General features: G+C 26.2%; 23 protein-coding genes. 5 read left to right on the forward strand and 18 right to left on the reverse strand.

Translation table 11 applies throughout. The annotated features are described in order from the left end of the window. Positions 1 to 143 precede the first annotated feature (143 nt). The 5 genes from QN326_RS02600 to QN326_RS02620 all read left to right on the forward strand — a co-directional run bounded on the left by QN326_RS02600 (position 144) and on the right by QN326_RS02620 (position 7,588). The gene (locus QN326_RS02600) at positions 144 to 2,003 is read left to right on the forward strand and encodes a transporter substrate-binding domain-containing protein (protein ID WP_342386410.1); all 1,860 of its coding nucleotides are present in this window, start codon (positions 144 to 146) and stop codon (positions 2,001 to 2,003) included. Between the two features lie 145 nt (positions 2,004 to 2,148). After that, entirely contained in the window at positions 2,149 to 3,855 is a 1,707-nt protein-coding gene (locus tag QN326_RS02605) for a transporter substrate-binding domain-containing protein (protein WP_342386411.1), read from the forward strand. Between the two features lie 896 nt (positions 3,856 to 4,751). Continuing rightward, entirely contained in the window at positions 4,752 to 5,687 is a 936-nt protein-coding gene (locus QN326_RS02610) for a substrate-binding periplasmic protein (RefSeq protein ID WP_342386412.1), read from the forward strand. Positions 5,688 to 6,063: 376 nt separating this feature from the next. Then, positions 6,064 to 6,552, forward strand: coding sequence for an ABC transporter permease subunit (locus tag QN326_RS02615; RefSeq protein ID WP_342386413.1), 489 nt, complete (start codon positions 6,064 to 6,066; stop codon positions 6,550 to 6,552). 706 nt (positions 6,553 to 7,258) lie between these two features. Further along, positions 7,259 to 7,588, forward strand: coding sequence for a transporter substrate-binding domain-containing protein (locus tag QN326_RS02620; protein WP_342386414.1), 330 nt, complete (start codon positions 7,259 to 7,261; stop codon positions 7,586 to 7,588). Between the two features lie 272 nt (positions 7,589 to 7,860). On the opposite strand, the gene QN326_RS02625 is transcribed toward QN326_RS02620, so the two are convergent. The 18 genes from QN326_RS02625 to QN326_RS02710 form a co-directional block, all read right to left on the reverse strand. Then, on the reverse strand, positions 7,861 to 8,826 hold the full coding sequence (locus QN326_RS02625; protein WP_342386415.1) for an IS3 family transposase: 966 nt from the start codon (positions 8,824 to 8,826) through the stop codon (positions 7,861 to 7,863). A 475-nt stretch (positions 8,827 to 9,301) separates the two neighbouring features. Further along, complete coding sequence (locus tag QN326_RS02630; RefSeq protein WP_342386416.1) at positions 9,302 to 9,937, reverse strand: hypothetical protein; 636 nt, start codon at positions 9,935 to 9,937, stop codon at positions 9,302 to 9,304. 159 nt (positions 9,938 to 10,096) lie between these two features. Beyond that, positions 10,097 to 11,422: a toprim domain-containing protein gene (locus QN326_RS02635; protein WP_342386417.1), complete on the reverse strand. Its 1,326-nt coding sequence runs from the start codon at positions 11,420 to 11,422 to the stop codon at positions 10,097 to 10,099. A gap of 25 nt (positions 11,423 to 11,447) precedes the next feature. After that, positions 11,448 to 12,944, reverse strand: coding sequence for a replicative DNA helicase (locus QN326_RS02640; RefSeq protein WP_342386418.1), 1,497 nt, complete (start codon positions 12,942 to 12,944; stop codon positions 11,448 to 11,450). A gap of 20 nt (positions 12,945 to 12,964) precedes the next feature. Next, the gene (locus QN326_RS02645) at positions 12,965 to 13,576 is read right to left on the reverse strand and encodes a hypothetical protein (RefSeq protein WP_011412462.1); all 612 of its coding nucleotides are present in this window, start codon (positions 13,574 to 13,576) and stop codon (positions 12,965 to 12,967) included. A gap of 39 nt (positions 13,577 to 13,615) precedes the next feature. Then, positions 13,616 to 13,759 carry a hypothetical protein gene (locus QN326_RS02650; RefSeq protein ID WP_187321648.1) on the reverse strand — a complete coding sequence of 48 codons (144 nt, stop codon included), beginning with the start codon at positions 13,757 to 13,759 and terminating at the stop codon, positions 13,616 to 13,618. Beyond that, positions 13,743 to 14,375 carry a dTMP kinase gene (gene tmk, locus QN326_RS02655; protein ID WP_342386419.1) on the reverse strand — a complete coding sequence of 211 codons (633 nt, stop codon included), beginning with the start codon at positions 14,373 to 14,375 and terminating at the stop codon, positions 13,743 to 13,745. The genes QN326_RS02650 and tmk overlap by 17 nt, the downstream gene beginning before the upstream one ends. 342 nt (positions 14,376 to 14,717) lie before the next feature. Next, positions 14,718 to 15,365: a lambda-exonuclease family protein gene (locus QN326_RS02660; protein WP_342386784.1), complete on the reverse strand. Its 648-nt coding sequence runs from the start codon at positions 15,363 to 15,365 to the stop codon at positions 14,718 to 14,720. Between the two features lie 5 nt (positions 15,366 to 15,370). Then, positions 15,371 to 15,619, reverse strand: coding sequence for a hypothetical protein (locus QN326_RS02665; protein ID WP_342386420.1), 249 nt, complete (start codon positions 15,617 to 15,619; stop codon positions 15,371 to 15,373). Next, positions 15,603 to 15,821: a hypothetical protein gene (locus tag QN326_RS02670; RefSeq protein WP_342386421.1), complete on the reverse strand. Its 219-nt coding sequence runs from the start codon at positions 15,819 to 15,821 to the stop codon at positions 15,603 to 15,605. The genes QN326_RS02665 and QN326_RS02670 overlap by 17 nt, the downstream gene beginning before the upstream one ends. A gap of 96 nt (positions 15,822 to 15,917) precedes the next feature. Further along, positions 15,918 to 16,100, reverse strand: a complete 183-nt coding sequence (locus tag QN326_RS02675; protein WP_342386791.1) for a hypothetical protein — start codon at positions 16,098 to 16,100, stop codon at positions 15,918 to 15,920. A 13-nt stretch (positions 16,101 to 16,113) separates the two neighbouring features. Further along, complete coding sequence (locus QN326_RS02680) at positions 16,114 to 16,194, reverse strand: SVM family protein (protein WP_425323429.1); 81 nt, start codon at positions 16,192 to 16,194, stop codon at positions 16,114 to 16,116. Between the two features lie 66 nt (positions 16,195 to 16,260). Next, positions 16,261 to 16,608, reverse strand: a complete 348-nt coding sequence (locus QN326_RS02685; RefSeq protein WP_342386422.1) for an SVM family protein — start codon at positions 16,606 to 16,608, stop codon at positions 16,261 to 16,263. A 35-nt stretch (positions 16,609 to 16,643) separates the two neighbouring features. Beyond that, on the reverse strand, positions 16,644 to 17,519 hold the full coding sequence (locus QN326_RS02690; RefSeq protein ID WP_342386423.1) for a hypothetical protein: 876 nt from the start codon (positions 17,517 to 17,519) through the stop codon (positions 16,644 to 16,646). A gap of 71 nt (positions 17,520 to 17,590) precedes the next feature. Beyond that, positions 17,591 to 18,574 carry a hypothetical protein gene (locus QN326_RS02695; RefSeq protein ID WP_342386424.1) on the reverse strand — a complete coding sequence of 328 codons (984 nt, stop codon included), beginning with the start codon at positions 18,572 to 18,574 and terminating at the stop codon, positions 17,591 to 17,593. 115 nt (positions 18,575 to 18,689) lie between these two features. Continuing rightward, a complete protein-coding gene (locus QN326_RS02700; protein WP_342386425.1) occupies positions 18,690 to 19,529 on the reverse strand; it encodes a hypothetical protein in 840 nt (279 codons plus the stop codon). 4 nt (positions 19,530 to 19,533) lie between these two features. Then, positions 19,534 to 19,806: a hypothetical protein gene (locus QN326_RS02705; protein ID WP_342386426.1), complete on the reverse strand. Its 273-nt coding sequence runs from the start codon at positions 19,804 to 19,806 to the stop codon at positions 19,534 to 19,536. Between the two features lie 85 nt (positions 19,807 to 19,891). Continuing rightward, the gene (locus QN326_RS02710) at positions 19,892 to 22,192 is read right to left on the reverse strand and encodes an AAA family ATPase (protein ID WP_342386427.1); all 2,301 of its coding nucleotides are present in this window, start codon (positions 22,190 to 22,192) and stop codon (positions 19,892 to 19,894) included. Positions 22,193 to 22,207 lie beyond the last annotated feature (15 nt).

Consider the following 22,207-nt stretch of genomic DNA (forward strand, 5'->3'; position numbering starts at 1 on the left):
CAAAGAAAAGTCTGCAAAGACTTTTTTTATTTTGTTAAAATTAAATATTTTTATTTTGGCTTGGAAAATCAAATCCACAAATCCAAAACTAAAAAACTAAAAAAAGAAAACCCAAACAACCACCCAATAATTAAAAGAAGGAAGTGATTATTTTCATTAATAAAAAACATTTTTTTAAAAACATTTTCCAAAATACCAATAAAACCCAAATGTTAAAAATTACTGCATTATTAATTAGTTTTTTATTTTTAATATGGCTGAATTTATCCATATTTGGATATTTCCATATAAAAAATAATTCCAAAAAGAAAACCATTTTAAAAGTAGGAGTTAACAACAATTCTGCTCCTAATGTTTTTAAAGTTTTAGAACAAAATGAGGGAAAGAAGGCCAAAAAAGCTGTAAACGGTGAATATATAGCGGGTTTTGATATTGATTTAATCAATAATATAGCTGATAAACTAGATTTAGAATTAGAATTTCATGTCTTTGATTTTGCAGGACTTCTTAATGCCTTAGAACAAGAAACAATTGACATCGCAGCTGCGTCTTTGAGTATTACAGACAAAAGAAAAGAAAAATACGATGTTTCTAAAGCCTATATGCAAACTGGAACCAGCATAGTAGTAAGAAACAAAAGATTTGATGATTTATTGGATAATTTAAGAAAACAACAAGAGCCAAACAATAACAAAGAAATAAAAATAAATTATAATGAATTTTGCCAAAAATTAAAAGATTTAGGAAAAGAAAAACCCATTAAATTTATAACATTTCTAAATACTGTTGCAATCCCAGTAATTGAAAAAATCAAATCAGATACTAATAAAGAAAAAGAATATGTCATCAAAAATAAAGAATTAACAAGTTCATCTGCATGTTTTACTGATATTTTACAAGGAAAATCAGATATGTTTATAACAGATAATTGTTTAGCTAGATGGGCTTATGAAATAAATCAAGATTTGACATATTTTGATGTGCATTCTGATAACTTAGAACATTCTACTTGTCCCCAAGGTTTAGGAATATTTTTTCCTAAAAAAAATGATGAAGATAGAAGAATACCAAATTTACAAGAAAAGATAAATGCAGCGTTGGTAAAATTGGATTTAGTTAAAAAAGATGAAAAAGGCGAATTCCAAGACATCATAGACTTAAAGAAAAAAAATCATGAATTAAAAGAAACTAGTAAAGAAGAAGTTAGTTCAGAAGATAAAAATAAAATAGAAGAAATAGAAAAAAAAGTAAAAAAACGACTAGATGAAGTCTTTAATGAAAACAAAGAAACAATTGAACTACCAACAAAAAAGATTTTCATCCAAGCCCAAAAAACCATTCCATCTTATCTAAAAGGACTCAAAACTACTTTAATTTTAGCTATTGACAGTCTTATTGTTGGCTTTTTATTAGCTATTATATGCACTTTAATTAAAAATATAAAATTAGATTATCACAAAAATAATTTCTTGATAGTTGCTATAATAAAAATATTAAATACTTCCATAAATGCTTTGTTTTTTGTCTTAAAGGGCATTCCTGTAGCCGCTCAAGCAATGTTTATTTATTACAGTATTACTTTTCTTTTTAAAGGAAATTTTAATCCTTTACACGCAGGAATTTTTGTTTTAATACTTAATTCTTTAGCAAGTATTACAATGATTTTGATGCAAAATATTAAATTCTTAGATAAAGGACAAATTGAAGCTGCTCATTCTTTGGGGATGAACCAAAAGCAAGTTTTTCTCTCTATTGTCTTTCCTCAAACTTTAAAAAGGTCAGTTCCTTTTATTTTGCAACAATTAATCACAAACATTAAGGATAGTTCTTTTTTTGCCATTATAGGAGTTGCCGAACTTTCTTGGAAAGCACAAAGCAATATGGGAGCTACCTTAAATCCAATCTTGCCTTTTGTAATGATATCTTGTTTTTATTTAATAATTATTAGTATGACTGTTTTTTTAAGCAAAATGTTAGAAAAAAATATTAAATTGAAAAAATAAAAGAAAAAGAATAGAAAAGGAAGTGAACAATTTCATTAATTTAATTAATAAAAACTCATTTTTAAAAAATATTTTCCAAAAGAAAAATAATATAAAAATATTCAAAATTATTACATTATCAATTAGCTCTATATTGTTGGTATGGTTGCATTTTTCAGTATTTGGATGGCATTTTTCAACCAAAACAAAAAAACAAAATCTTCAAAAATATTCCAAAACTTTAAAAGTAGCAATGACTAATAGTTCTATTCCCAATACTTTTAAAGCTACAAATCAAAAAAACGCTATAAAAGCTACAAATGGCGAATATATAGCAGGATTCGATATAGATTTAATCAAGGATGTAGCTGAAAGATTAGAGTATAATTTAGAAATTCATGTCTTTGATTTTGCAGGAGTTCTAACTGCCTTAGAGCAAGGAACTGTAGATTTGGCAATTACAACTTTAAGTATTACAGACCAAAGAAAAGAAAATTTCATAGTTTCTAAAGCATACACACAAACTGCAACAAGCATGGTAGTAAGAAAAAAAGATGACAGATTCAAAGAAATAGTTGAAAATAAAAAAATAGAATATAAGGATTTTTGCCAAAAATTAAAAGAAAAAGGTGCACCTCAAAAACCAATTAAATTTGTAACAGTTACTAGCACTGCTGCAATCAAAATGATTGAAGATGAAATAACAAATAAAGATGATATCAAATCACATGTTAAAAAAAACAACGAATTAACTAGTCCTCCTGCATGTTTTCAAGATGTTTTACAAGGAAAATCAGATATTTTTGTAATAGATAGTTATTTGGCTAGATGTGCTTGTCAAAAAGAAGATGACTTAGTATATTTTGATATGACCTCAGATGATTCAAAATATTCTGTTTGTCCTCAAGGTTTAGGGATATTTTTGCCTAAAGGAGAAAAAGAAATCCGAAGCCTAGAATTAAAAGAAAAAATGGATAAAATTTTATGCGATTTAAAATTAGTTACAAAAGATGAAAACCAAAGTTTACAAGACATTATAGATTTAAAGGAAAAACGTAAAAATTTAACAAAAGACAACGATAAATACAACCAAATAGACAATAAAATAAAAAAAATAGAAAGTGAATCAGAAACAAGATTAAAAACAGTTTTTGACAACCACAAAGACATGCTTTCTAAAAGCACTACTTGGCATCAAATCAAAGAAACTTTTCCATCTTATCTAGAAGGACTCAAAACCACTTTAATTTTAGCTATTGATGGTCTTATTATTGGTTTTTTATTTGCAACTTCATATACTTTAATTAAAAACTCTCAATCCCATAATAAAATAATATTAAATATTAACAAAGGAACAACTTATTTTTTAGATACTTTTTTTTTTATTTTAAAAGGAATTCCTGTAGCTGCCCAAGCAATGCTTGTTTTTTATGGTATTGGTTATCTTTGCAAAGATCTTTTTGAAATTAAACGTTTGTATGCAGGTCTTTTTGTTTTAGTACTTAATTCTTTGGCAAACATTAATGTAATTTTAATGCAAAATATTAAATTCTTAGATAAAGGACAAATTGAAGCCGCTCATTCTTTAGGGATGAACCAAAAGCAAGTTTTTTTCTCTATTATCTTCCCCCAAACTTTAAAAAGATCAGTGCCTTTTATTATCCAACAATTCATCACAAACATTAAGGATAGTTCTTTTTTTGCCATTATAGGAATTGCCGAACTTTCTTGGCAAGCACAAAGCAATATGGGCTCTACCTTTAATCCGATTCTGCCTTTTGTAATGATATCTTGTTTTTATTTAAGCATCATTAGTATTGCTAATTTATTAGATAAAATATTTTCCAAAAATATCATTAATTTAAATAAGTAAAAATAGCTGTAAATTAAATATTACTCTAAAAAGATCATTTATAATGGTCTTTTTTTATTTGCCAAAAAAACTCTATAAGTATAAAAAATAAATGAATTTTAAAAAAATACACTTTTTTTATTTTATTTGATATAATATAAATAAGTATAAATATTTAAGAGTAATTTTAAATATTTAATAAATTAATGTCGGGAGATAAAAACAATGTTTTGCAATTTTAAATATAAATTACATGTTTATTTTCAAATAGTTGTTTTTATTGTTGTTTGAAACTCAAATCTTATTATATCAGGAGCCTAAAATGGACGTTAATGTTAAATATAAATCTAAATATATGTTTAGATATAAGTCAAACTTATATCAGATAATAAAAAATAACAAATCTCTAAATTATCAATAAAATAAACATAAATAACGCATTTATTATTTTAAAAATAAATAAATTATAATCTAGCTATAACAAAATAACTGGCATTTTTTTTGCCCTTTTTTAAACGTAAATATATTTATAAATATAAAAAATATCTTTTAAATATTTAGATATTATAATTTGTTATGCAAAAAAACATTTAATCATCATTTAAACACTATCAAAACTAAAAAACTTATAATTTTTTTACCCCAAAACATTAATTAAACATTATCATTTTTTATTATTCTTAGAAAACCAAAAATAACATCACAAAAATAATATGATAAGGAAGGAAAAACTTTAATTCATTATTTATTTTTTGAATTATTCCAAACTAAAATCCCAAAATAAAAAAGGAATCAAATAAAGTGATTTATATAAAACGGTTTTTTCAAATCTTTGCAAAAATAAAAAAAATATTGAAATATTAAAAATTTCTACATTATTAATTGGTATTGTAATTATATTCTGGTCGCATTGTGAAGTGTTTGGTTGGTTTAAAAAAGAAAAGATAAATCAAGAACAAAGACAATCAGAATCAAACATTTCAGAAAAAACAACTACAAACAACAAAGACGAAAGCATTTTAAAAGTTGGAGTAATGAATAATGTTGCTCCTAATGTTTTTAAAGTTTTAGAAACTCACAAAGATACTATCAAATCTCAAAACACTGGTGAATACGTAGCAGGTTTCGATATTGATTTAATCAAAGAAATAGCAGAAAATTTAGAACTGAAATTAGAAATCTATGTCTTTGATTTTAAAGGTATTTTAGGCGCTTTAAATCAAAATAAAATTGATTTATCAATTACTTCTATGAGCATTACAGAAGAAAGGGCAAAAACTCTTGACGTTTCTAAAGCTTATACACAGACAGAAACAAGCATGGTAGTAAGAAAAAGCGACAAAAGATTTGATGATTTAAGAAAAACTAAAGAAATAGATTATGACTCATTTTGTGACAAATTAAAAGATTTAGGAAGAGAAAAACCCATTTCATTTATAACATTTCAAAATACTACTGCTATCCCCATAATTGACAAAATACAAAAACAAGTTAATGAAGACCAAATAATACGCATCAAAAAAGACAATGAATTAGATAGTCATACTGCATGTTTTCAAAATATTAAATTAAAAAAATCTGATATTTTCATTATAGATAGTTATTTGGCGATGGTAGCTTGTAAAATAAATGATGATCTAGATTATTTTTATATGACTTCAAATAACTTAGAAAATTCCGCTTGTACTCAAGGTTTGGGAATATTTTTCCCCAAAGAAGAAAAAAATGATGAAGATAGAAGAATACCAAATTTAAAAAAAAGCATAAATGAATCGTTGGTAAAATTGAATTTAGTTAAAAAAGATGATAAAGGCAAATTCCAAGACATCATAGATTTAAAAAAAACAACTTAATGAATTAAATGAAGATGCAAAAAACCCCAATACAGAAGAAGATAAAGAAAAAATAGAACAAAAAATAAAAGAAATAAAAGAAAACACTAAACAAAGATTAGAAAAAATCTTTACCCAAAACAAAAAATATTTCCAAAAACAAGGTACTTATTATCAAATCAAAAAAACTCTACCCTCTTATCTAAAAGGACTCCAAATTACTTTAGTCCTTGCACTTGATAGCCTTATTGTAGGTTTTTTATTAGCTTCTTTGTATACTTTAATGAAAAAACACCAAAGCCAATAATCCAATAATATTTCATATAAATAATAGTTTTATTCATTTGATAGATATTTTTTTCATCATTTTAAAGGTATTCCTATAGCCGCCCAAGCAATGCTTATTTATTATGGAGTTGGCTATATATGTAAAGATATTTTTGAAATTACTCCTTTTAGTGTAGGACTTATAGTTTTAATCCTTAATTCTTTAGCAAGAATTACGATGATTTTGATGCAAAATATCAATTTTTTGGATAAAGGACAAATTGAAGCTGCCCTTTCTTTAGGAATGAATTCAAAACAAGTTTTTATCTATATTACTTGCCCCCAAGCCTTAAAAAGATCAGTGCCTTTTATTATGCAACAATTAATTACCAACATTAAGGATAGTTATTTTTTTGCCATTATAGGAGTTGCCGAACTTTCTTGGCAAGCACAAAGCAATATGGGCTCTACCTTTAATCCGATTCTACCTTTTGTTACAATATCTTGTTTTTACTTAATCATTATCAGCATTACTAATTTATCAAACAAATTATTAGAAAAAAAATTAAATTATTACAACCAAAAGCATAATGAAATATTTAAAAAATCAACACTATAAGAAAGACCATTAATAATGTGGTCTTTTTTTATACGATTTTTAGCTATTTTTGTGTATAATAAAAATAAGTGTAAATATTTAATTTTTCCCAAATAAATATTCCAAATATCAAAAACGTCAGGAGATAAAAGCAATGAATGTTAATTTCAAATATAAAACTACATATTTGTATCAACTTTATTGCTTTTATTATTGTTTACAACTCAAATTTTAATTATATTAGGAGATAACGATGGACGTTAATGTTAGATACAAGACTAAATACTTATATCAATTTTAGCATATATAAATAGCAAAATATTTAAAAAAGAAAACCAAAGAAACAAAGACACAAAAAAGACAAATACAATCCAAAAAAGAACAAAACAATCAAAAAATTATTATAAAAAACAGACTAAAACTATCATTACTATCATTTTTTATTTTTTATCATTTTTTATTTATTACAATTAACTTTTATCATTTAATTTATTTAATTATCAAAATTAACAGTAAAAAAGGATGTAAAAAAACATGAATACAAAACGGTATTTTTTTCAATGTTTTATCAAATTTTTTTAAAAACGTTTTCAAAAGTAAAAAAAATATAAAGATATTTAAAATTTCTACATTATTAATTAGTTTTATAATTCTAATTTGGTTGCATTTCCAAGTTTTTGGAATTAACATTCACCAAGCAAAAAAATCATCCAAACCCAAATTAATAGTGGCAACAACTAACGATTCTGCTCCTAATGTTTTTGGGTTATTAAATCGTACATCAGATTCTTTGAAAGCCAAAAATAAAGAAAATATAGCAGGGTTTGAGATAAGTTTAATCAAAAAAATAGCTGATAAACTAAATTTGGAATTAGAAATCAATGTTTTAGATTTTGAAGGAGTTTTAGCTGCTTTAAACCAAGAAAAAATTGATGTAGCAATTACATGCATGAGCATTACAGAAGAAAGAAGCAAAAAACTTGATCATTCTAAGGCTTATGCGCTGTTCCGTTTTTTTAGACAAATTTTGTCTTTAAAATTGTTCTTTAAGACTTAAAATTAAGTAGATAATTTCATATCTTTTCAAACTAAGGAAATATTTTTTTTAAATTTCAAAAAGTTTCTAAAACTTTTAATAATTCATTAGTTTCAAAAGATATTTTTATTAAATATTTTATCTTTACACTATATAGTTAGGTAAAAAAAGTTAAAAAAGTGGTAAGAAAATGAAATTATAATTATTTTTTTACGTAATTATGTTATTTTGATTAAAAAAATGCGCAAAAAGATAACCTTTTTCAAGGTTGAAAATTTGAAATAAAAAAATTATTATCTAAAATTTTGACAATATTGAGAAGGTGATGAATAATTTAATTTAGCTAAAATCCATTGATTGTTCCAAAATTTAGGGAAATAATTGATTATTTTTTTAACTTTTTCAGGTGATTTTTGAAATAAAAAAGGATGTTGATGTTGTAAGATAGTTTTCATTTGGCCGAAAAAGTTTTCAATTACAGCGTTATCACGTGGAGTAGCTTTTCTCGACATGCTGATTAAAAAACCTTTTTTAATTAGTGTTTGTTGGACTTTTTGTGATTGATAAACTGTGCCTTGGTCGGAATGAATGATACAAGGTTCTTTTAATAGAGGTAATTTTTGGATGGTGTTTAAAACTAATTCTTTATTTTGATGTTTGGAAGTGTGGGAAGCGATAATTTGGTTGTTGAAAGAATCAATAATACAAGAAAAATATAAAAATCCTTGGGGAGTTTTGAAATAAGTTATGTCGGTAAATAGTTTTTTCATGGGTTTAGTTGATATAAAGTCTTGATTAATTAAATTGTCTACCACTTTTAATTTAGCTTTTAAATTATTTTTATAATAATATTTATTTTTTTTAATTCTTAAACGACAAAAAATACCGTTTTCTTTCATAATAGTATAAATTTTTTTCTTGGTAATGTTTTCGTTAAAAGTTTTTTGGTATAAATCAGTGATTTTACGATGACCGCAAAAATATTTTTCTTGTAAACATAAAGCTTTGATGCGATTTTGTTGTAATAAGTATTTTTCTTTTTTGGCTTTTATTTTATTTTTGACTTTCAACCAATAATAATAAGTGCTTCTTTTGGTTTTGATAGTTTTTAAAATGGTTGTTAAATTTAGTTTTTGATTAAATTGTTTAACTAATTCGAAAACAGTTTTTTTATCAGTTTTTTGGTTTTTTTTCATTAGAGTTTGTAATAATTTATTTTTTTGTTTCTCTTTTTCTATTATTTTAGCTATTTTTTTCATGATTTAAATATTGTTTCCTTTTTTTATATCATATACATAACCATTATAACTCTGAATGATTATATTTATTTAAAAAAGGGGGTAGCGCGCAACTGGGGGATTTTTATTTTTCTTCTTCTTTTATTTATGTGTACTTATGATTGTTATTAGCGCTTCAGCGCGTTAGGGTATTGTGTTTGGATAATTTTAAACAACTCTTTTAATAATGGAAAGGAAAAATAGGGAGTTATTTATATATCGAAAAATAATAATGATAGATAAAAGATATAACGATAATATCAAATATCGAGTATCATTATCATTATCGATATAATATATAAAATATCACTCCTTAAAAATGTTTGGTTTTGACAAGGAAATTAAAGGGGTCAAATGATGATAAAATGATGAGTGTATGATGATAAAATGATAAGTGTATGATGATAAAATGATGAGTGTATGATGATAAAGTGATGAGTTAAATAATTTATTTATTTTATGATTTTTCTTTTGTTAAATATCTTTTATAATCAGGACGCATTTTTTTAACCCGATAGCCTTGTTTATTTTTGGTTAAAAATAATTTGATGTGTTTTAAATCTTCCAATTGATAATAAATAACATTTAATCCTTTTTTATAATTTGTTTTTATAGGATTGTTATATTTATCTACTTTTTTGTCATCTAATTTATATAATTTTAAAGTGTCTAGTTTGTCTATGGTTATCTTACTTATTAATTCTTTAATATAGTCTTTTTGTTCGTTGAGATAATTAATTTGGAAGATAGGGAAATGTGTTTTAAGGGTATTGTTTTGGCATTTTGGGGGTGATATGGGGTTGGTTAGGGTTTGATTATTATTGTTGTTTTCGGTAGAGTGAGTTTTGATTATTTCTATTCTATACTTTTTCATTTCATCTAAGATTTGTGGGTCTACAAATAGAGTTTGGTTTTTTGGGCGGTAGTTTGCTTGTTGATAGGAATTTTTCTTTTTAGAATGAGAAACAATTGTAATATTTAATAATTCTCCTTTTAATATTTGTAAAAAGTTTTTGATTTGAACTAAGTCGTTGGGGGTTGATTTTGTTTCCCAACCGCCCCTAATGATTCCTTGATTTGTTTCGTTTTTCATTTTTTTCTCCTTTTTATTTGGTTTTTTGTTATAAAAATAAAAATCCCCAAATTTGCGAAAAATAAAATCGCAAAATTTAGGGTATATGCGTGTGTTTGGGGGTATTTTAATGTTATTATACATGTAAAGGTTTAATATATTAGTTAAAAAGCAATAATTTTAATCAATTATTTCTACTTTGTCTTTTCCAAAAAAATAAATAGCTAAATCGACTATGATTTTATTTTTAGCCTCTTCATAAGTAATGTATGGGTCTAAAAAACATTTTTGATATGCTTCTTTTCCGAATTGGCGTAATAAATCATCAACATCTTTACAAGTTTTATCATAAGGTGGTAAAATGCGTCTAATTTCGTATAAAATTTTTGCTTCTTTAAGTTGTTCACCTAAGGCTTCACTGCGTTTTCCCCCTGTTTCGTCGTTATCTAAGGCGATAATGACTTTGATATTTTCTTTTTTAAGAATTTCTATTTGTGATTTAGAAAGTAGTTGAGCGACACAAATGAGACCGACAACGTTTTTAATCCCGTTTTGCCAACAACTAATGACATCGAAAAAACCTTCATGAATAATGATGGTTTTCGTTTGTTTAATAGAAGGTAACGCTTCAAAAAAACGATAACTGAAATGAAAAGTAGGTGTTTGACTAAAATTATTGAGTGATTTATATTTAGGTTGGAAATAAGAAACTTCGCGAAAGTTATTTTGATAAAAATGAAATGTTTTATTATATCCGTTTTCAATGGGGATAATGATGGAACCATGAAAAGTATCGTGATAATATGTTTTATTTTGTTGATTGGTTTTATCTTTGATAAAACCATATTCGATTAATTTTGTTGTATCGATATTTTGCTTTTTACAATAATTTACTAAACGAAAAGATAAAGGTTTATCAGATAATGGGGCATAACCTAGTTTAAATTCTTTAATAGTTTCTAGAGTTAATTTTCTTTTTTGGGTTAAATATTCTAATCCTAGGTGAGATTCATTATTTCGGTTAGTGGTTAATAAATAATGATAATAATCTCTAATTTGGTTAAATAAAGGTGATATTTCTTTAAATAATTGTGTTTTTGTAGCGTTAATTTCTTTTTCATCAATTGGGTTGTTGATTTTATTGTGGTGGAATTGATATTTAAAAGGTTCGCAAGAAATATTAGGGGTTAAATTTTGTTGCTCGATTAAGATTTTAAATTCTTGAGTTTTCATAAAGTTATTGATTTTTTCAAGAGCGTTATTGAAGGTTTTAATTCCTCTTATTTCCATATAAACATCAATAATATCGTAATCTTTACAACATTTCCAACAATGAATTTTATTATCTGAAGTTAAATGGCAACAAGTTGGGTTTTGTCCTTGATGAATGGGACAAGGAAAACGATATTTGGGATTGAATTTTGGTGGTATTATATTTAATTTTTTTAATAAAACTGACATAGGAAAGTTGATTTGAATATTTTTTATTTTTTCTTGAAAATTCATTTATTTTAACTCCTAGTTTTTTTGATTAATAATAAGTTTCTATTTTATAAGGTAAAACATAACCGATTTCTTGGAAGGTTTGAGTGGTCATTTCAAAGTGATAAATTAAGGTTTTTTTGGTACCACTTCTATTTTTTTTGATACATACTTCGATTATTTTTTGATTTTCATTGTCATTATAGTCTGAATATAGTTCTTCTAAGGTTGAATTATATATATTTATGGGCTTTTCTTTGTCTTTGGATAGTTTGGGTTTGAATTCAGACATCATTAAGACGATATCTGAGTTAGTTTCAATTCCGCCACTTCCTTTTAAAGCTGTTATTTCTGGTGATTTACCTTGATAATTGCTGTATATATCTCTTGAAAATTGAGATAAAATGATAATAACAATGTTTAATTCAATGGCTAATTTTTTTAATTTAGTCATGATTTCATCAATTGCTAGACGGTCATTTTCTAAGTGGTTTGTGGTTTTGGTTATTTGAAGGTGGTCAATTACGATAATTTCTGCTTGTTTTTCTAAATAAAAACGATAAACTAAATCAATTACATAATCAATATTTTTGCTTTTATCATAACTAAATGATAAATTTATGTTTGCAAAAAATTGTTTTGCTATTTTCATCCTTTCCGTGTATTTGAGAGGTGTGATATTGGCATCTTCAAAATTTTTATCTAAAATAACATCTAGAGGAATTTGAGTTTGGTGGGCTAATAAACGATTTAAATTTTCTTCTAAGGTCATTTCATAAGAAAATACCAAAATATGAGGATAATGAGATATTTCTTTGTGTTTGGTTTTGGCTATATCTAAAAGAAGATTGTAGACAAAAGTTGTTTTACCTAATCCAGTATACCCCCCAATAGTGATTATTTGGCCTTTTTTGAATCCTTTTGTGGATTGGTTGAGTCCTTTAAAAGTTTCGGATAAACGGCAATATTCTTCTTGTATTTTTTGTTTTGATTGATTATCTGTGTCAAAAAATTCAGGATGCAAAGAGGCCATTTGGTTTAAAGTAAAGTGTGTTTTATCGTTTTTATGGGGGATTGAAGAGATAAAATTTCTTAATTTATCAAATATTTCTTGGTAATATAAATTTTTGTGGTAGGGGTCTTGGTTTTCATATGTGGGGCTAATGATTTTTATTAATTGTTGAAATAGTTTTTCTTGGGTATAGGTATGTTTTAGATTATCTAAAACATGATTATTATTTTGGTTATTAAAATCATCATTTAAATAATTTAAAGAATCTAAAGTAAAATTATATTGTGGGAAATTAGTTTGTAAATATATTAATAACTCTTTGATAATAATGGATTTTGTAGTGGGTTTGTCCCATGGATGAGATGTTTGTTTTTCTAAAAATAAATATTTTAAAGCTGTAAATATTTTTGTATTTTTGGGGTTAAGTAGATTTTTGGGGTTGATTATTTGGCAGTAAAGGTTTAACTTTTCCCATTGGCCTTGTTCGATATAATTTATTAATTGTTTTAACGCTTTTTGTTCGTTGGTTAACATTTTAATATTAACTCCTTTTTTTATTTTTTAATTATATTGATATTAGAAAAAGGGATGAATTTGGCGGTAATTAAGTTTTGTAAGAAATTATTGGCTGAATTGGAAAATAAGTTAATTACTTGATTAATGCCTTGTACTTTTCCTTGATTAATTTTATTGTTTAGTCTTTGAGTTTCTGTTTCATTGTTAGTTAATAAATAAAACTCAAAACGTGTGTCTAATTTTTTTAATTGTTGTCCTTCTACCATGGCTTGTTTATAGCGGTCTCGGAGACAGGTTTTGAAATTAAACGCCATTATTCGTTTAGTTTCTGTGAATAAAACTAAATCAAATTTAATGTCTGGGATGAAGAATAAATAAGCCTGTGGGTATAAATTGATGATTCCTTTGTTTTGAAAATATAATAAAATGAGGTATTCATTGATTTTACCACGGATTACTTTTTGGCTTTGAGAGTTATGTTGTTTATTATTAAGATATTCGTTTAGGAGTTTGTGGGTTTTTATCATATATTCGTTAAATGGTTTGTTGAATAAAGATGTTTGGATTATTTGTTTCGTGATGTTAACACACAAAGATTGTTGATTCAAAATATTGATATTTTTAAAATGTAAATTAGTTAATTGGTTCATGTAAGCAAATTCCTTTCTAAATAAAAAAAAGACTCTTAATTAGAGTCTTTTTAGGGTTTTAAATTTAATTTTTTTGGTACGCCATTGAATAGTTCCATCTTTTTTAATAGTTTTGATTTTGCCGTTGCTATAATGGATATATAAATTGCCGTTTTGACATTTTTTCTTAATTATTATTGCCATTCTTTATTTCTCCTATTTTTTTGATAATGTATTGTTGATTAAATTTAGCATCTTTATCATTCATATTGTTTAAAATAATTTTAGTTCCTATGTTTTGTTTTTTCAAAAATTCAAAATATCCCTTTTCTACTTGTTGAAAATAAGTTAAGGAACTAGTTTCAATCACATCTAATTGATGATTCTTTTGATTTATTTTGCGTTCCAAACCTAATTGAGGATGAATTTTTAGATAAATAGTGATATCAGGTTTGATGAATTTTTTACTCAAATTGTTAAAAATGTGATAATTTTTGTCAATTTTTGAAGGATATACACGATAGGCAAAATTAGAACCTAACCAACGGTCAACTAAAATGATTTTGTTTGTTTTTAATTGGGGTTTGATACATTCTTCTTGGGTTTGAATCATGTTGGCAAAACTTAAAAAATATCTAGTTAAATTATGTAAATTATTGTGGGTTAAAAACGTTTCACGTATAGAATTCCCGATTGTAGAACTTCCTAATCCGCGAATAACAATTACTTCGTTACTTTGTTTTGCTAATTCTTGTTGAACGCTTTTTATTAGACTTGTTTTTCCGCTACCGTCAAGTCCTTCGAAGATAATTAATTTCATTTTATGCTCCTTTTAAAAATTTTGGGTATAAAAAAAGACTCTCGTGATGAGAGTCTTAATTAAGATTTATTTTTTTTAATTTTTTTAAATTGTTACTATACTAAAAATCAACATTAATCAAACACCTGTAAAAAATAAAATAAATTATTTTATATATATAATGAGAGAAATAAAATGTACAAAATAAGTGTAAAAATAAAGAAGAAATATGCGATGACAAAATACAAAAAAGAATACAAAATGACAAAGATTTAAAAAACAAAGATAATATTTTTATTAATAATTTCATATTTTTTTCCTTTCGTGAAAATGGTATAAAAAAAGACCTTCAAATTGAAGGTTTTAGTTGTATTTTATTTTGATTAATTGTTTTAAACAAGTTGTTTGTGATAATTCTTTTTTTGCTTTGTGTAGTAATTCTAAATATTTTTTACCATCTGCAATCATTTTATTAATAAAGTTATTGTCTTGATAAATTCGTACCACATGATAGTTTTGGTCGTTAAAATAAACCAAAAAGTAAGCAAATTTAGCTTGACTACAATAAAGTTGACATTGAACTTGGGCCCAGTAGTATTGAGGAATATTTTCTAAATGAGGATTGGTTAAAAAACTAGTCCAAGTGGATGAGACTTCTTGGTTTTCATTAACAAAAGGACATTTAATTTCTAAAACAGCTTGATGTTGTTCGTTGTAACCATCTAAAGATGCTGAAAAAAGGTTAACTTTATCATCAGTGAAAATGGTGTCTTCGAAAATTAAATTGGTTTTTTGTATGAAAAACTGTCGCGCGATGGGCTCCATTTTTTGACCATGAAGGGTATATTGATTAGAGGTAAAAGCGGTGCCAAAGAGTTTATCATGAACTAATTGTTCCATGGAACGAAAGGGGTCTAACCCTGTAATGGAAGCGATTTCCGAAGCGTTGATGTATTTTTTTCGATGTTGGTACCATAATTTAGTGCGTTGATTTAAGTTTTTAATTCTCATAATAATCATTCTTTCTTAAATATTTTCTTTAATAATAATAAAAGATATTTTCCTAAATAATAAAAAAACCGTAGAATGTGATAAAGACATTTAAAAAGAAAATCAATTAAATATAAAAGATGGGGGATAAATAATAAGATAATCGTTAATAAACCTAAGTTTAACCATTGATTTTGATAAGTAAAGAAATAATCACTTATAGTTTTAAGCATGTTATTTAGTTTAGTTAACCAAGTATTAATTAAATTCCACATGATGATTTGGTTGCTTCGTGGTTAAATATTGATAAAATTTAACCGCTATTCCTTGTTTTAATTGGTGAATACTTAGTTTGACGGTGAAAAGATAGAACTTAACGACATAATAAATGATTATAAACGGAATAAATGAAAGTAAGGTGATGATGAAAAAGATGAGATTACTAGGTAGAGATTGAAAGATTTTTTTAATTAACATAATTTTTGTTTCCTTTCCAAGGTTGTAGTTGTTGTTGTTAAATAAAAAAAAGACCCTTGAGGGTCTTTTAATTAAAATAATAAATTTTATATTAAATTATTTGATTGAATTAATTATATTTATTTGTTTTGCCATATCTTCTAATGATAAATTTTTATTACTAACATAGTAACTAACTTTCATAGGTTTAATTTTAGTAGGTTTATTTTGGTTTATTCTATCATTGTTTGTTTTAATACTATAAATTGTTTGAATAGATTTATTGTTTTCTATAGCCATAATTTGAACATTATTATTTATTAAAAATAATCCCAAATAAATAAATAAATAAATAAATACTTATTATTTTAAATTGATTTTTTAATTTAAACATTAATTAAAACTCCTTTTTATTTCTTTAAATTTAACATATTTAATATTATTTAATGTTTTCTTAGAATTATTCGATTGGCCTTTGAATGTTTTGGGTTTCTTGTGTTTGGGGTTGTTGTATGATATCTCGCATTTGAATCTGTTGCATTATCATATATATTTCCATATTTATTTTAACAATTTCCGTTCTAACATGACATAATCTTTCAATATTTGCATTATTTCTTGGTTCTCGAGATAGCACTATTTCTTGTGACTTTAGTTCATTTTTTCTTTCTTCTAATCGGATCTTTTGTGTTTCTAAAGTTATTCCAGGGAAAGCATACAAACATTTAGTATTAAAAATTAAAAAAAATCCTAATAAAACAAATAAACAAATACTTATTATTTTAAATTGATTTTTTAATTTAAACATTAATTAAAACTCCTTTTATTTTTATTCTTTTTTTATCACCAGTCATCGCTGGTTCTTTTATTATTTTCGGCTTCTTGGACTTTATCGTTATTGTGTTTATCTTGATAAAGAGATAAAGTTTTTCTTTTTGGGTTGAAGTGGAGGTGGAAATGGGTTAATTTGAAATTAGCATCGTCAACGAAAGCATCACCAAGGTAATAGTCTTTGTCGTCTTCTAAGAAGTGTTTAGGTCCTTTGTATTTAACGATTAAGCAATTACCACCTGGGCCTTTGTGTTGTTGTTTTTCGAATTTTAGATATAAATATAATTGACTATCATCTTTTTTATCAAAAGAAGCGTCATCGAATCCGTCTAAAGTAGTGTGGTTATAAGTATCACCATTTTTATTCCAACGGTCGAAAGGATGACGGTCTTTGATGTAACAAACTAAGTTAGAGGGTTCTTTTTGGTTTTCTAGTCGGTCTAATATTAATTTTTTATTTATTTTGATTAGTTCATCGCGATTTTTACTGATTTTTTGTGATAAATTATCTAATTCAGGATTATTAGGTGAGCGATTCATATCTATGGCTTTATCATTTAAATAAATTTGTAGGTTTTTTTCTTTAGCTTGTTTTTCTAATGATTCTCGTTCGCGAAATAATTGTTCTGCCTTAAGTTTTTGTTGTTCATAATAACCGATGCCATTAAGGCCATCAAAAGTATAATGGACTTCAATCATGTCGCATTTTCGTTCATCGTCATACCAATTATTAATTTCTTTGACTTGGGTTTCTTTTAAAATAGGAATTTCTTCTTTCGATAATTTAATGATTTCCATTTCGGTTAAAACAATCCAACCAATCAATAAAAAAAGAAATACCCCTAAAATAATAAAAAACCATTTGATTATTTTTTTAATTTTGATCATAGGTTCTTTTTCCTTTTTAATATTTTTTTGAATATATCAATATTTTAACACATTTGACTTTTTAATTTTAATTAAAACCATTTTTTAAACCAAGAAGTTACTTTTTCGACTTTTTTGTTTACATCGTCTTTAATTTTTGCAGTAAAGGGTTTAATTGAACCTTTCCAGGTTTTTTGGTTTTTTATGGTTTTTTTAATTTGTTCGTATTCTGTTGTTTTTTGTATTAAATTATCACTTTTTTCTTTTAAGGTTATTTTAGTTGTTTCATGAGCTTTTTGTTCTTCTTTTATTTTTTCTTTAAGTTTATTGATTTCATGACGGAGTTCGGCGTTTTCTTCAAGATATTTACCAGAGACGTTTTCTAAAGCTTTAATAGTTCCTTCGAGCGCTTCAATGTGAAGGCCTTGTTGCACCCATTTATCGATTTGTTGTTCTAATTCCTCGCTTAAACGGTTAATTTCATTGGCTTGTTCATTGATGATTTGGTTTAATTGTGTGATTTCTTGGTCTTTTTGGTAGATAGTTGCTTGATATTCTTTTTCTTTTTGTTGAAAATTAGTAGTTAATTGATTGATTTCCTGTTGGAGTGCTTGTTTGTCTTGTTGAGATAAAGCTTGATTAGTTATTAATTCTTGGTTTTTAGTTTCAATTAGGGATTTTTGTTCTTGGAGTTGGTTTTGGAGTTGTTCGGTCATTTGGTTTTGTTCGTTAATTTGATTGATTAATTGATTAATTTGTTTTTCTTTTTCGGTGTTGATGGTTTTTTCTTGGTGAAGATCAGTTTCTAATTGATTAATCTTTTGATCTTGGGTAAAGATTTCATTTTCTTTAGAACGAATTTTGTCAGTTTGTTGATTGATTTCCTTTTGAAGTTCTTGTTTTTCTTGTTCAGAAAGTTTTTGATTGTTTTCTAATTCTTCTTGTTTTTGAGTTAAATCATGTTCTAAATTGGTTTTTTGGGTTTCTAAAGTTAAGCTATTAATTTTTTCTTGTTGGAGTTGGATTTCTAATAAGTTTTTGGCTTTGATGATTTCTTCAGGAGTTAGTTGTTGCATTTCCGTTGTTTGGTTAGTTTCTTTTAATTCCTCACCAATTAGTGGTGGTGTGTTGTGATGTAGTTGTTCTTGTTGTAATAAGGTAGATTCAGTTGTTGATTCAACTGAACCTTTATCAGGGATTGTTAAGGTTACCAGTTTTACTTTCTTCTTGAGTTATTTCTTCTTGGGTTATTTCTTCTTGAATTGGATTAACTATAGTTGGTAATTCATTGTTGGGTTGTTGTTGAATAGGTGGTGCTTGTAAGATTGTTGTTGGGGGATTTTCCATTTTATGGGTTAATTGTTGTGGAGGATTAGGGATTTTGGTTTCTTCTTGATAAAATTGGTAAAGTTCATAAGCAGTTGAAGCTAAAGAAACCCAAAATAAAGCTTTACTACCAATTTTAAGGATTTTACCACCGACATTCGCTATTTTGGAAGTAGCTTTTTTTTGAATGATAGTTTTAGTTCCTTTTTTAATGGTTTTTTTTGTTCCACCTTTTAACCAATTACCGATTTTTCCAATTCCGAAACAAATCCCGATGACACTTAAAGTAGTTGCTAGATAATAACTTAATTTATTTTGCGGTGAAGGATTATGATTAGGATCTTTATCGTTGCCTGTTAGTTTATTATAGATATATTCAACAAAAGTGCGAATTGGTTGTGTGGCTTTATCGTATAATATTTTTATTTTAGCCGCGGTGTTGTTCGTAAAAGCGTTGATTTGGTTTAAAACTTCAGGAAAGAATTTGAAAAGGGTCCAATAAAACGCCCCACCAATTAATAATAATGGGATGCACCATTTGAAGATGTTAAAGAAAGTTTTAATGATTTTAAACAACCAGTTTTCTTTTTTAGTTTGAGTTTCGATAATTATTTTAGGAGTTGGATTTTTTCTTTTGATAATTATTTCGTTAGATTTATTGTTTTTGGATTGATTTTTACTGTTTTTATTTGTTTTTTTTGACATATTTTTACTCGCTTTCTTGATTGGATTTATTTTGATTTATTATCATTTCTTCTAATTTATCTATTTTTTCATTAATTTTTTTAAAATTACTTTGGGTTTCTTGTTGGAATTCGTCCATTTCCTTTTCAATAAGGTTAATTTTTTCTTTTAAATGATTGTTTTGAAGGTTAATATGTTTTTCTAAATTATTATGGTTAACAAAGTTATAAGTTGTAATGATTGATGTGACAACAATTATTAAATAAATATAAATAAAATGTTTTTTTTGCATTTCCATTTTGTTTTCTCACTTTCTTTTTGTTTTTTAAAGTTTTTTTAAAATAAAAAAGACTCTCATTTAGAGTCTTTTAATGTTGGTGAAATTATTTTTGATTGTTGTTTTGAGGTCCTGCATGATGTTTATCTTGGTAAAGAGATAAAGTTTGACGGACAGGGTTGAAGTGGAGGTGGAAATGGGTTAATTTGAAATTAGCATCGTCAACGAAAGCATCACCAAGGTAATAGTCTTTGTCGTCTTCTAAGAAGTGTTTAGGTCCTTTGTATTTAACGATTAAGCAATTACCACCTGGGCCTTTGTGTTGTTGTTTTTCGAATTTTAGATATAAATATAATTGACTATCATCTTTTTTATCAAAAGAAGCGTCATCGAATCCGTCTAAAGTAGTGTGGTTATAAGTATCACCATTTTTATTCCAACGGTCGAAAGGATGACGGTCTTTGATGTAACAAACTAAGTTAGAGGGTTCTTTTTGAAGTTCACGACGATTTTCGACTAGCTTTAATTCTTTTCTTAAATTTTCCTCTTTAGTTTGAAGAGTTTTAAGTTTGTTTTTAATATCGATGATTTCTTGATTTTTATCTTTAATGGTTTGTTCATATTTGTCAGGCGTTTGGTTTAAAGTGACTAATTCTTGTTCTAATTGGGAGATTTTGTTTTCTTGGTGGATTTTAGTTAATTGCTGATTAATATTATTTAATTCAGCTTGGATTTGAGAATAGCGACGATTGTAATAGTTAATTCCGTTTAAACCATCAAAGGTAAATTTGGTTTCTATTTTGGTTTCGTCTTTAGGTTTAACTAAATATTGATTGAACCCTTGACGCCATTGGGCGTATTGATTTTCACAAGCTTCTCTTCTTTTTTTAACCTGACTATAATCAGGTTTTGTTTTTAATTTTAGTTGTAAGACTTCTTCGATATCCGAAGGTAACATGACTTCATGGGTTTGAGGGTTTTGTTGAGCCCATTTAGCCGTTTTTTTGTAAGCTTCTTCGATGATGGTCGTTAAATCACGGTTAGAGAGGTTTTTGCCTTGACATAATTGGGTAATATCTTTTAAAGCTAAGAAAGTATGATAACTAATTTGATAAGGGGTGATAATATGTTTTAAATAACCTTCAATTTCATGATCTTTTAAATGACCGATATAGATTTCTTTACTGAAACGACTGCGTAAAGCGGTATCAATTTTATGAAGATTATTAGTCGCTCCCATTAAGACAATTTTTTTATTACTACTATTAAACCCATCTAATTTATCTAATAAAGTATTAATCACATTGACTCCTCCTGAAGAAATGTTAGAATCATTACGATTTTCTAATCCTTCGATTTCATCAATAAAGATAATGGTTTTATCATGATTTTCGGCTTCTTGCCACACTTTATCAACTTCTTTTTCCCCTTCGCCGATGTATTTTTGTCGGAATTTAGAAGGAATTAAGTTAATAAAGTGCACGTTCGCTTCTCCACAAAGAGCTTTAATTAAAAAGGTTTTCCCTGTTCCTGGCGGTCCATAAAGTAAATAACCTTTGGGGCGGACTTGATCGAAGTTAATTAAGGATTGGTTTGTGCGAAAATAAGTTAATAAGTCTTCTAATTCTTCTTTTTCACTTTCCATGCCGTAAACGTCTTTAAATGTCACTTGTTTTTTAGTATGAGGAAGAGGTTTATTTTCTTTTAAATGATTTAATTGGATAGTTAAATTTTTCTTTTGTTTTTCAAAAGCTAATTTTTGATCGGTTAAGAACAGTTGAAAATCATTTAGATTTTTTAATTCAGTTTGATTTTTTCGATATTCTTTTTGCGTTTTTAATTCTTCAATTCTTTTTTGATTAGCTTCCACATAATTAAGGGCTTGGTTTAATTGGAAAATTTGTTGTTGAAGGTTTTCTTGGGTTTGAAGTTGAGCTTTTTCTTGGGCTAATTTTTCTAGTTCTTCTTGTTTTTCTTTTTGATTTTGGTTTAAGGCTTTTCTTTGTTCTATTAAATTATTTACTAAGGTTTGTTGAGTTTGTTGTTGGTTTTTCAGTTCTGTTAATTGTTGTTGTTTTTGGGTTTTCGTGTTTGTGGGTAATTGTGGGTTATTAGTTAATTCGGTTTGTAGAGTTTTAATTTTAGTAATAATGTCGGTTAAAGTTTTAACATTTTCATCAATTTGGGTTTTTAAGGTGCGATCTTGTTGTTGGAGTTCTTGGATTTTGGCTTGTTCTAATTTGATTTGGTGGTCGATCTCTTGTTGTTGTGTTGATGAGGGTTGTTTAGTTAATGATGGGTTTTGAGTTGGTGGACGAGAATGGGTGATGCCAAAGATTAATAAAATCAATAAACCTAAACTCAATAATCCGATAAAACTCAAATAAATTTTTTTGTTTAAGATCATAGAGAACCTCCTTTC

This window comes from Candidatus Phytoplasma asteris (assembly GCF_038505995.1).
Classification (GTDB): Bacteria; Bacillota_I; Bacilli_A; order Acholeplasmatales; family Acholeplasmataceae; genus Phytoplasma; species Phytoplasma asteris.

Coding starts and splice junctions, on each gene's coding strand:
- QN326_RS02685 (WP_342386422.1), bottom strand. CDS start 16,608: ATGTTTAAATTAAAAAATCAATTTAAAATAATAAGTATTTGTTTATTT.
- QN326_RS02670 (WP_342386421.1), bottom strand. CDS start 15,821: ATGTTAATTAAAAAAATCTTTCAATCTCTACCTAGTAATCTCATCTTT.
- QN326_RS02695 (WP_342386424.1), bottom strand. CDS start 18,574: ATGCAACAACTAACTCCTGAAGAAATCATCAAAGCCAAAAACTTATTA.
- QN326_RS02680 (WP_425323429.1), bottom strand. CDS start 16,194: ATGTTTAAATTAAAAAATCAATTTAAAATAATAAGTATTTATTTATTT.
- QN326_RS02705 (WP_342386426.1), bottom strand. CDS start 19,806: ATGGAAATGCAAAAAAAACATTTTATTTATATTTATTTAATAATTGTT.
- QN326_RS02625 (WP_342386415.1), bottom strand. CDS start 8,826: ATGAAAAAAATAGCTAAAATAATAGAAAAAGAGAAACAAAAAAATAAA.
- tmk (WP_342386419.1), bottom strand. CDS start 14,375: ATGAAATTAATTATCTTCGAAGGACTTGACGGTAGCGGAAAAACAAGT.
- QN326_RS02665 (WP_342386420.1), bottom strand. CDS start 15,619: ATGTGGAATTTAATTAATACTTGGTTAACTAAACTAAATAACATGCTT.
- QN326_RS02710 (WP_342386427.1), bottom strand. CDS start 22,192: ATGATCTTAAACAAAAAAATTTATTTGAGTTTTATCGGATTATTGAGT.
- QN326_RS02615 (WP_342386413.1), top strand. CDS start 6,064: ATGCTTATTTATTATGGAGTTGGCTATATATGTAAAGATATTTTTGAA.
- QN326_RS02660 (WP_342386784.1), bottom strand. CDS start 15,365: ATGAGAATTAAAAACTTAAATCAACGCACTAAATTATGGTACCAACAT.
- QN326_RS02630 (WP_342386416.1), bottom strand. CDS start 9,937: ATGAAAAACGAAACAAATCAAGGAATCATTAGGGGCGGTTGGGAAACA.
- QN326_RS02675 (WP_342386791.1), bottom strand. CDS start 16,100: ATGGCTATAGAAAACAATAAATCTATTCAAACAATTTATAGTATTAAA.
- QN326_RS02650 (WP_187321648.1), bottom strand. CDS start 13,759: ATGGCAATAATAATTAAGAAAAAATGTCAAAACGGCAATTTATATATC.
- QN326_RS02700 (WP_342386425.1), bottom strand. CDS start 19,529: ATGTCAAAAAAAACAAATAAAAACAGTAAAAATCAATCCAAAAACAAT.
- QN326_RS02640 (WP_342386418.1), bottom strand. CDS start 12,944: ATGTTAACCAACGAACAAAAAGCGTTAAAACAATTAATAAATTATATC.
- QN326_RS02635 (WP_342386417.1), bottom strand. CDS start 11,422: ATGAATTTTCAAGAAAAAATAAAAAATATTCAAATCAACTTTCCTATG.
- QN326_RS02690 (WP_342386423.1), bottom strand. CDS start 17,519: ATGATCAAAATTAAAAAAATAATCAAATGGTTTTTTATTATTTTAGGG.
- QN326_RS02645 (WP_011412462.1), bottom strand. CDS start 13,576: ATGAACCAATTAACTAATTTACATTTTAAAAATATCAATATTTTGAAT.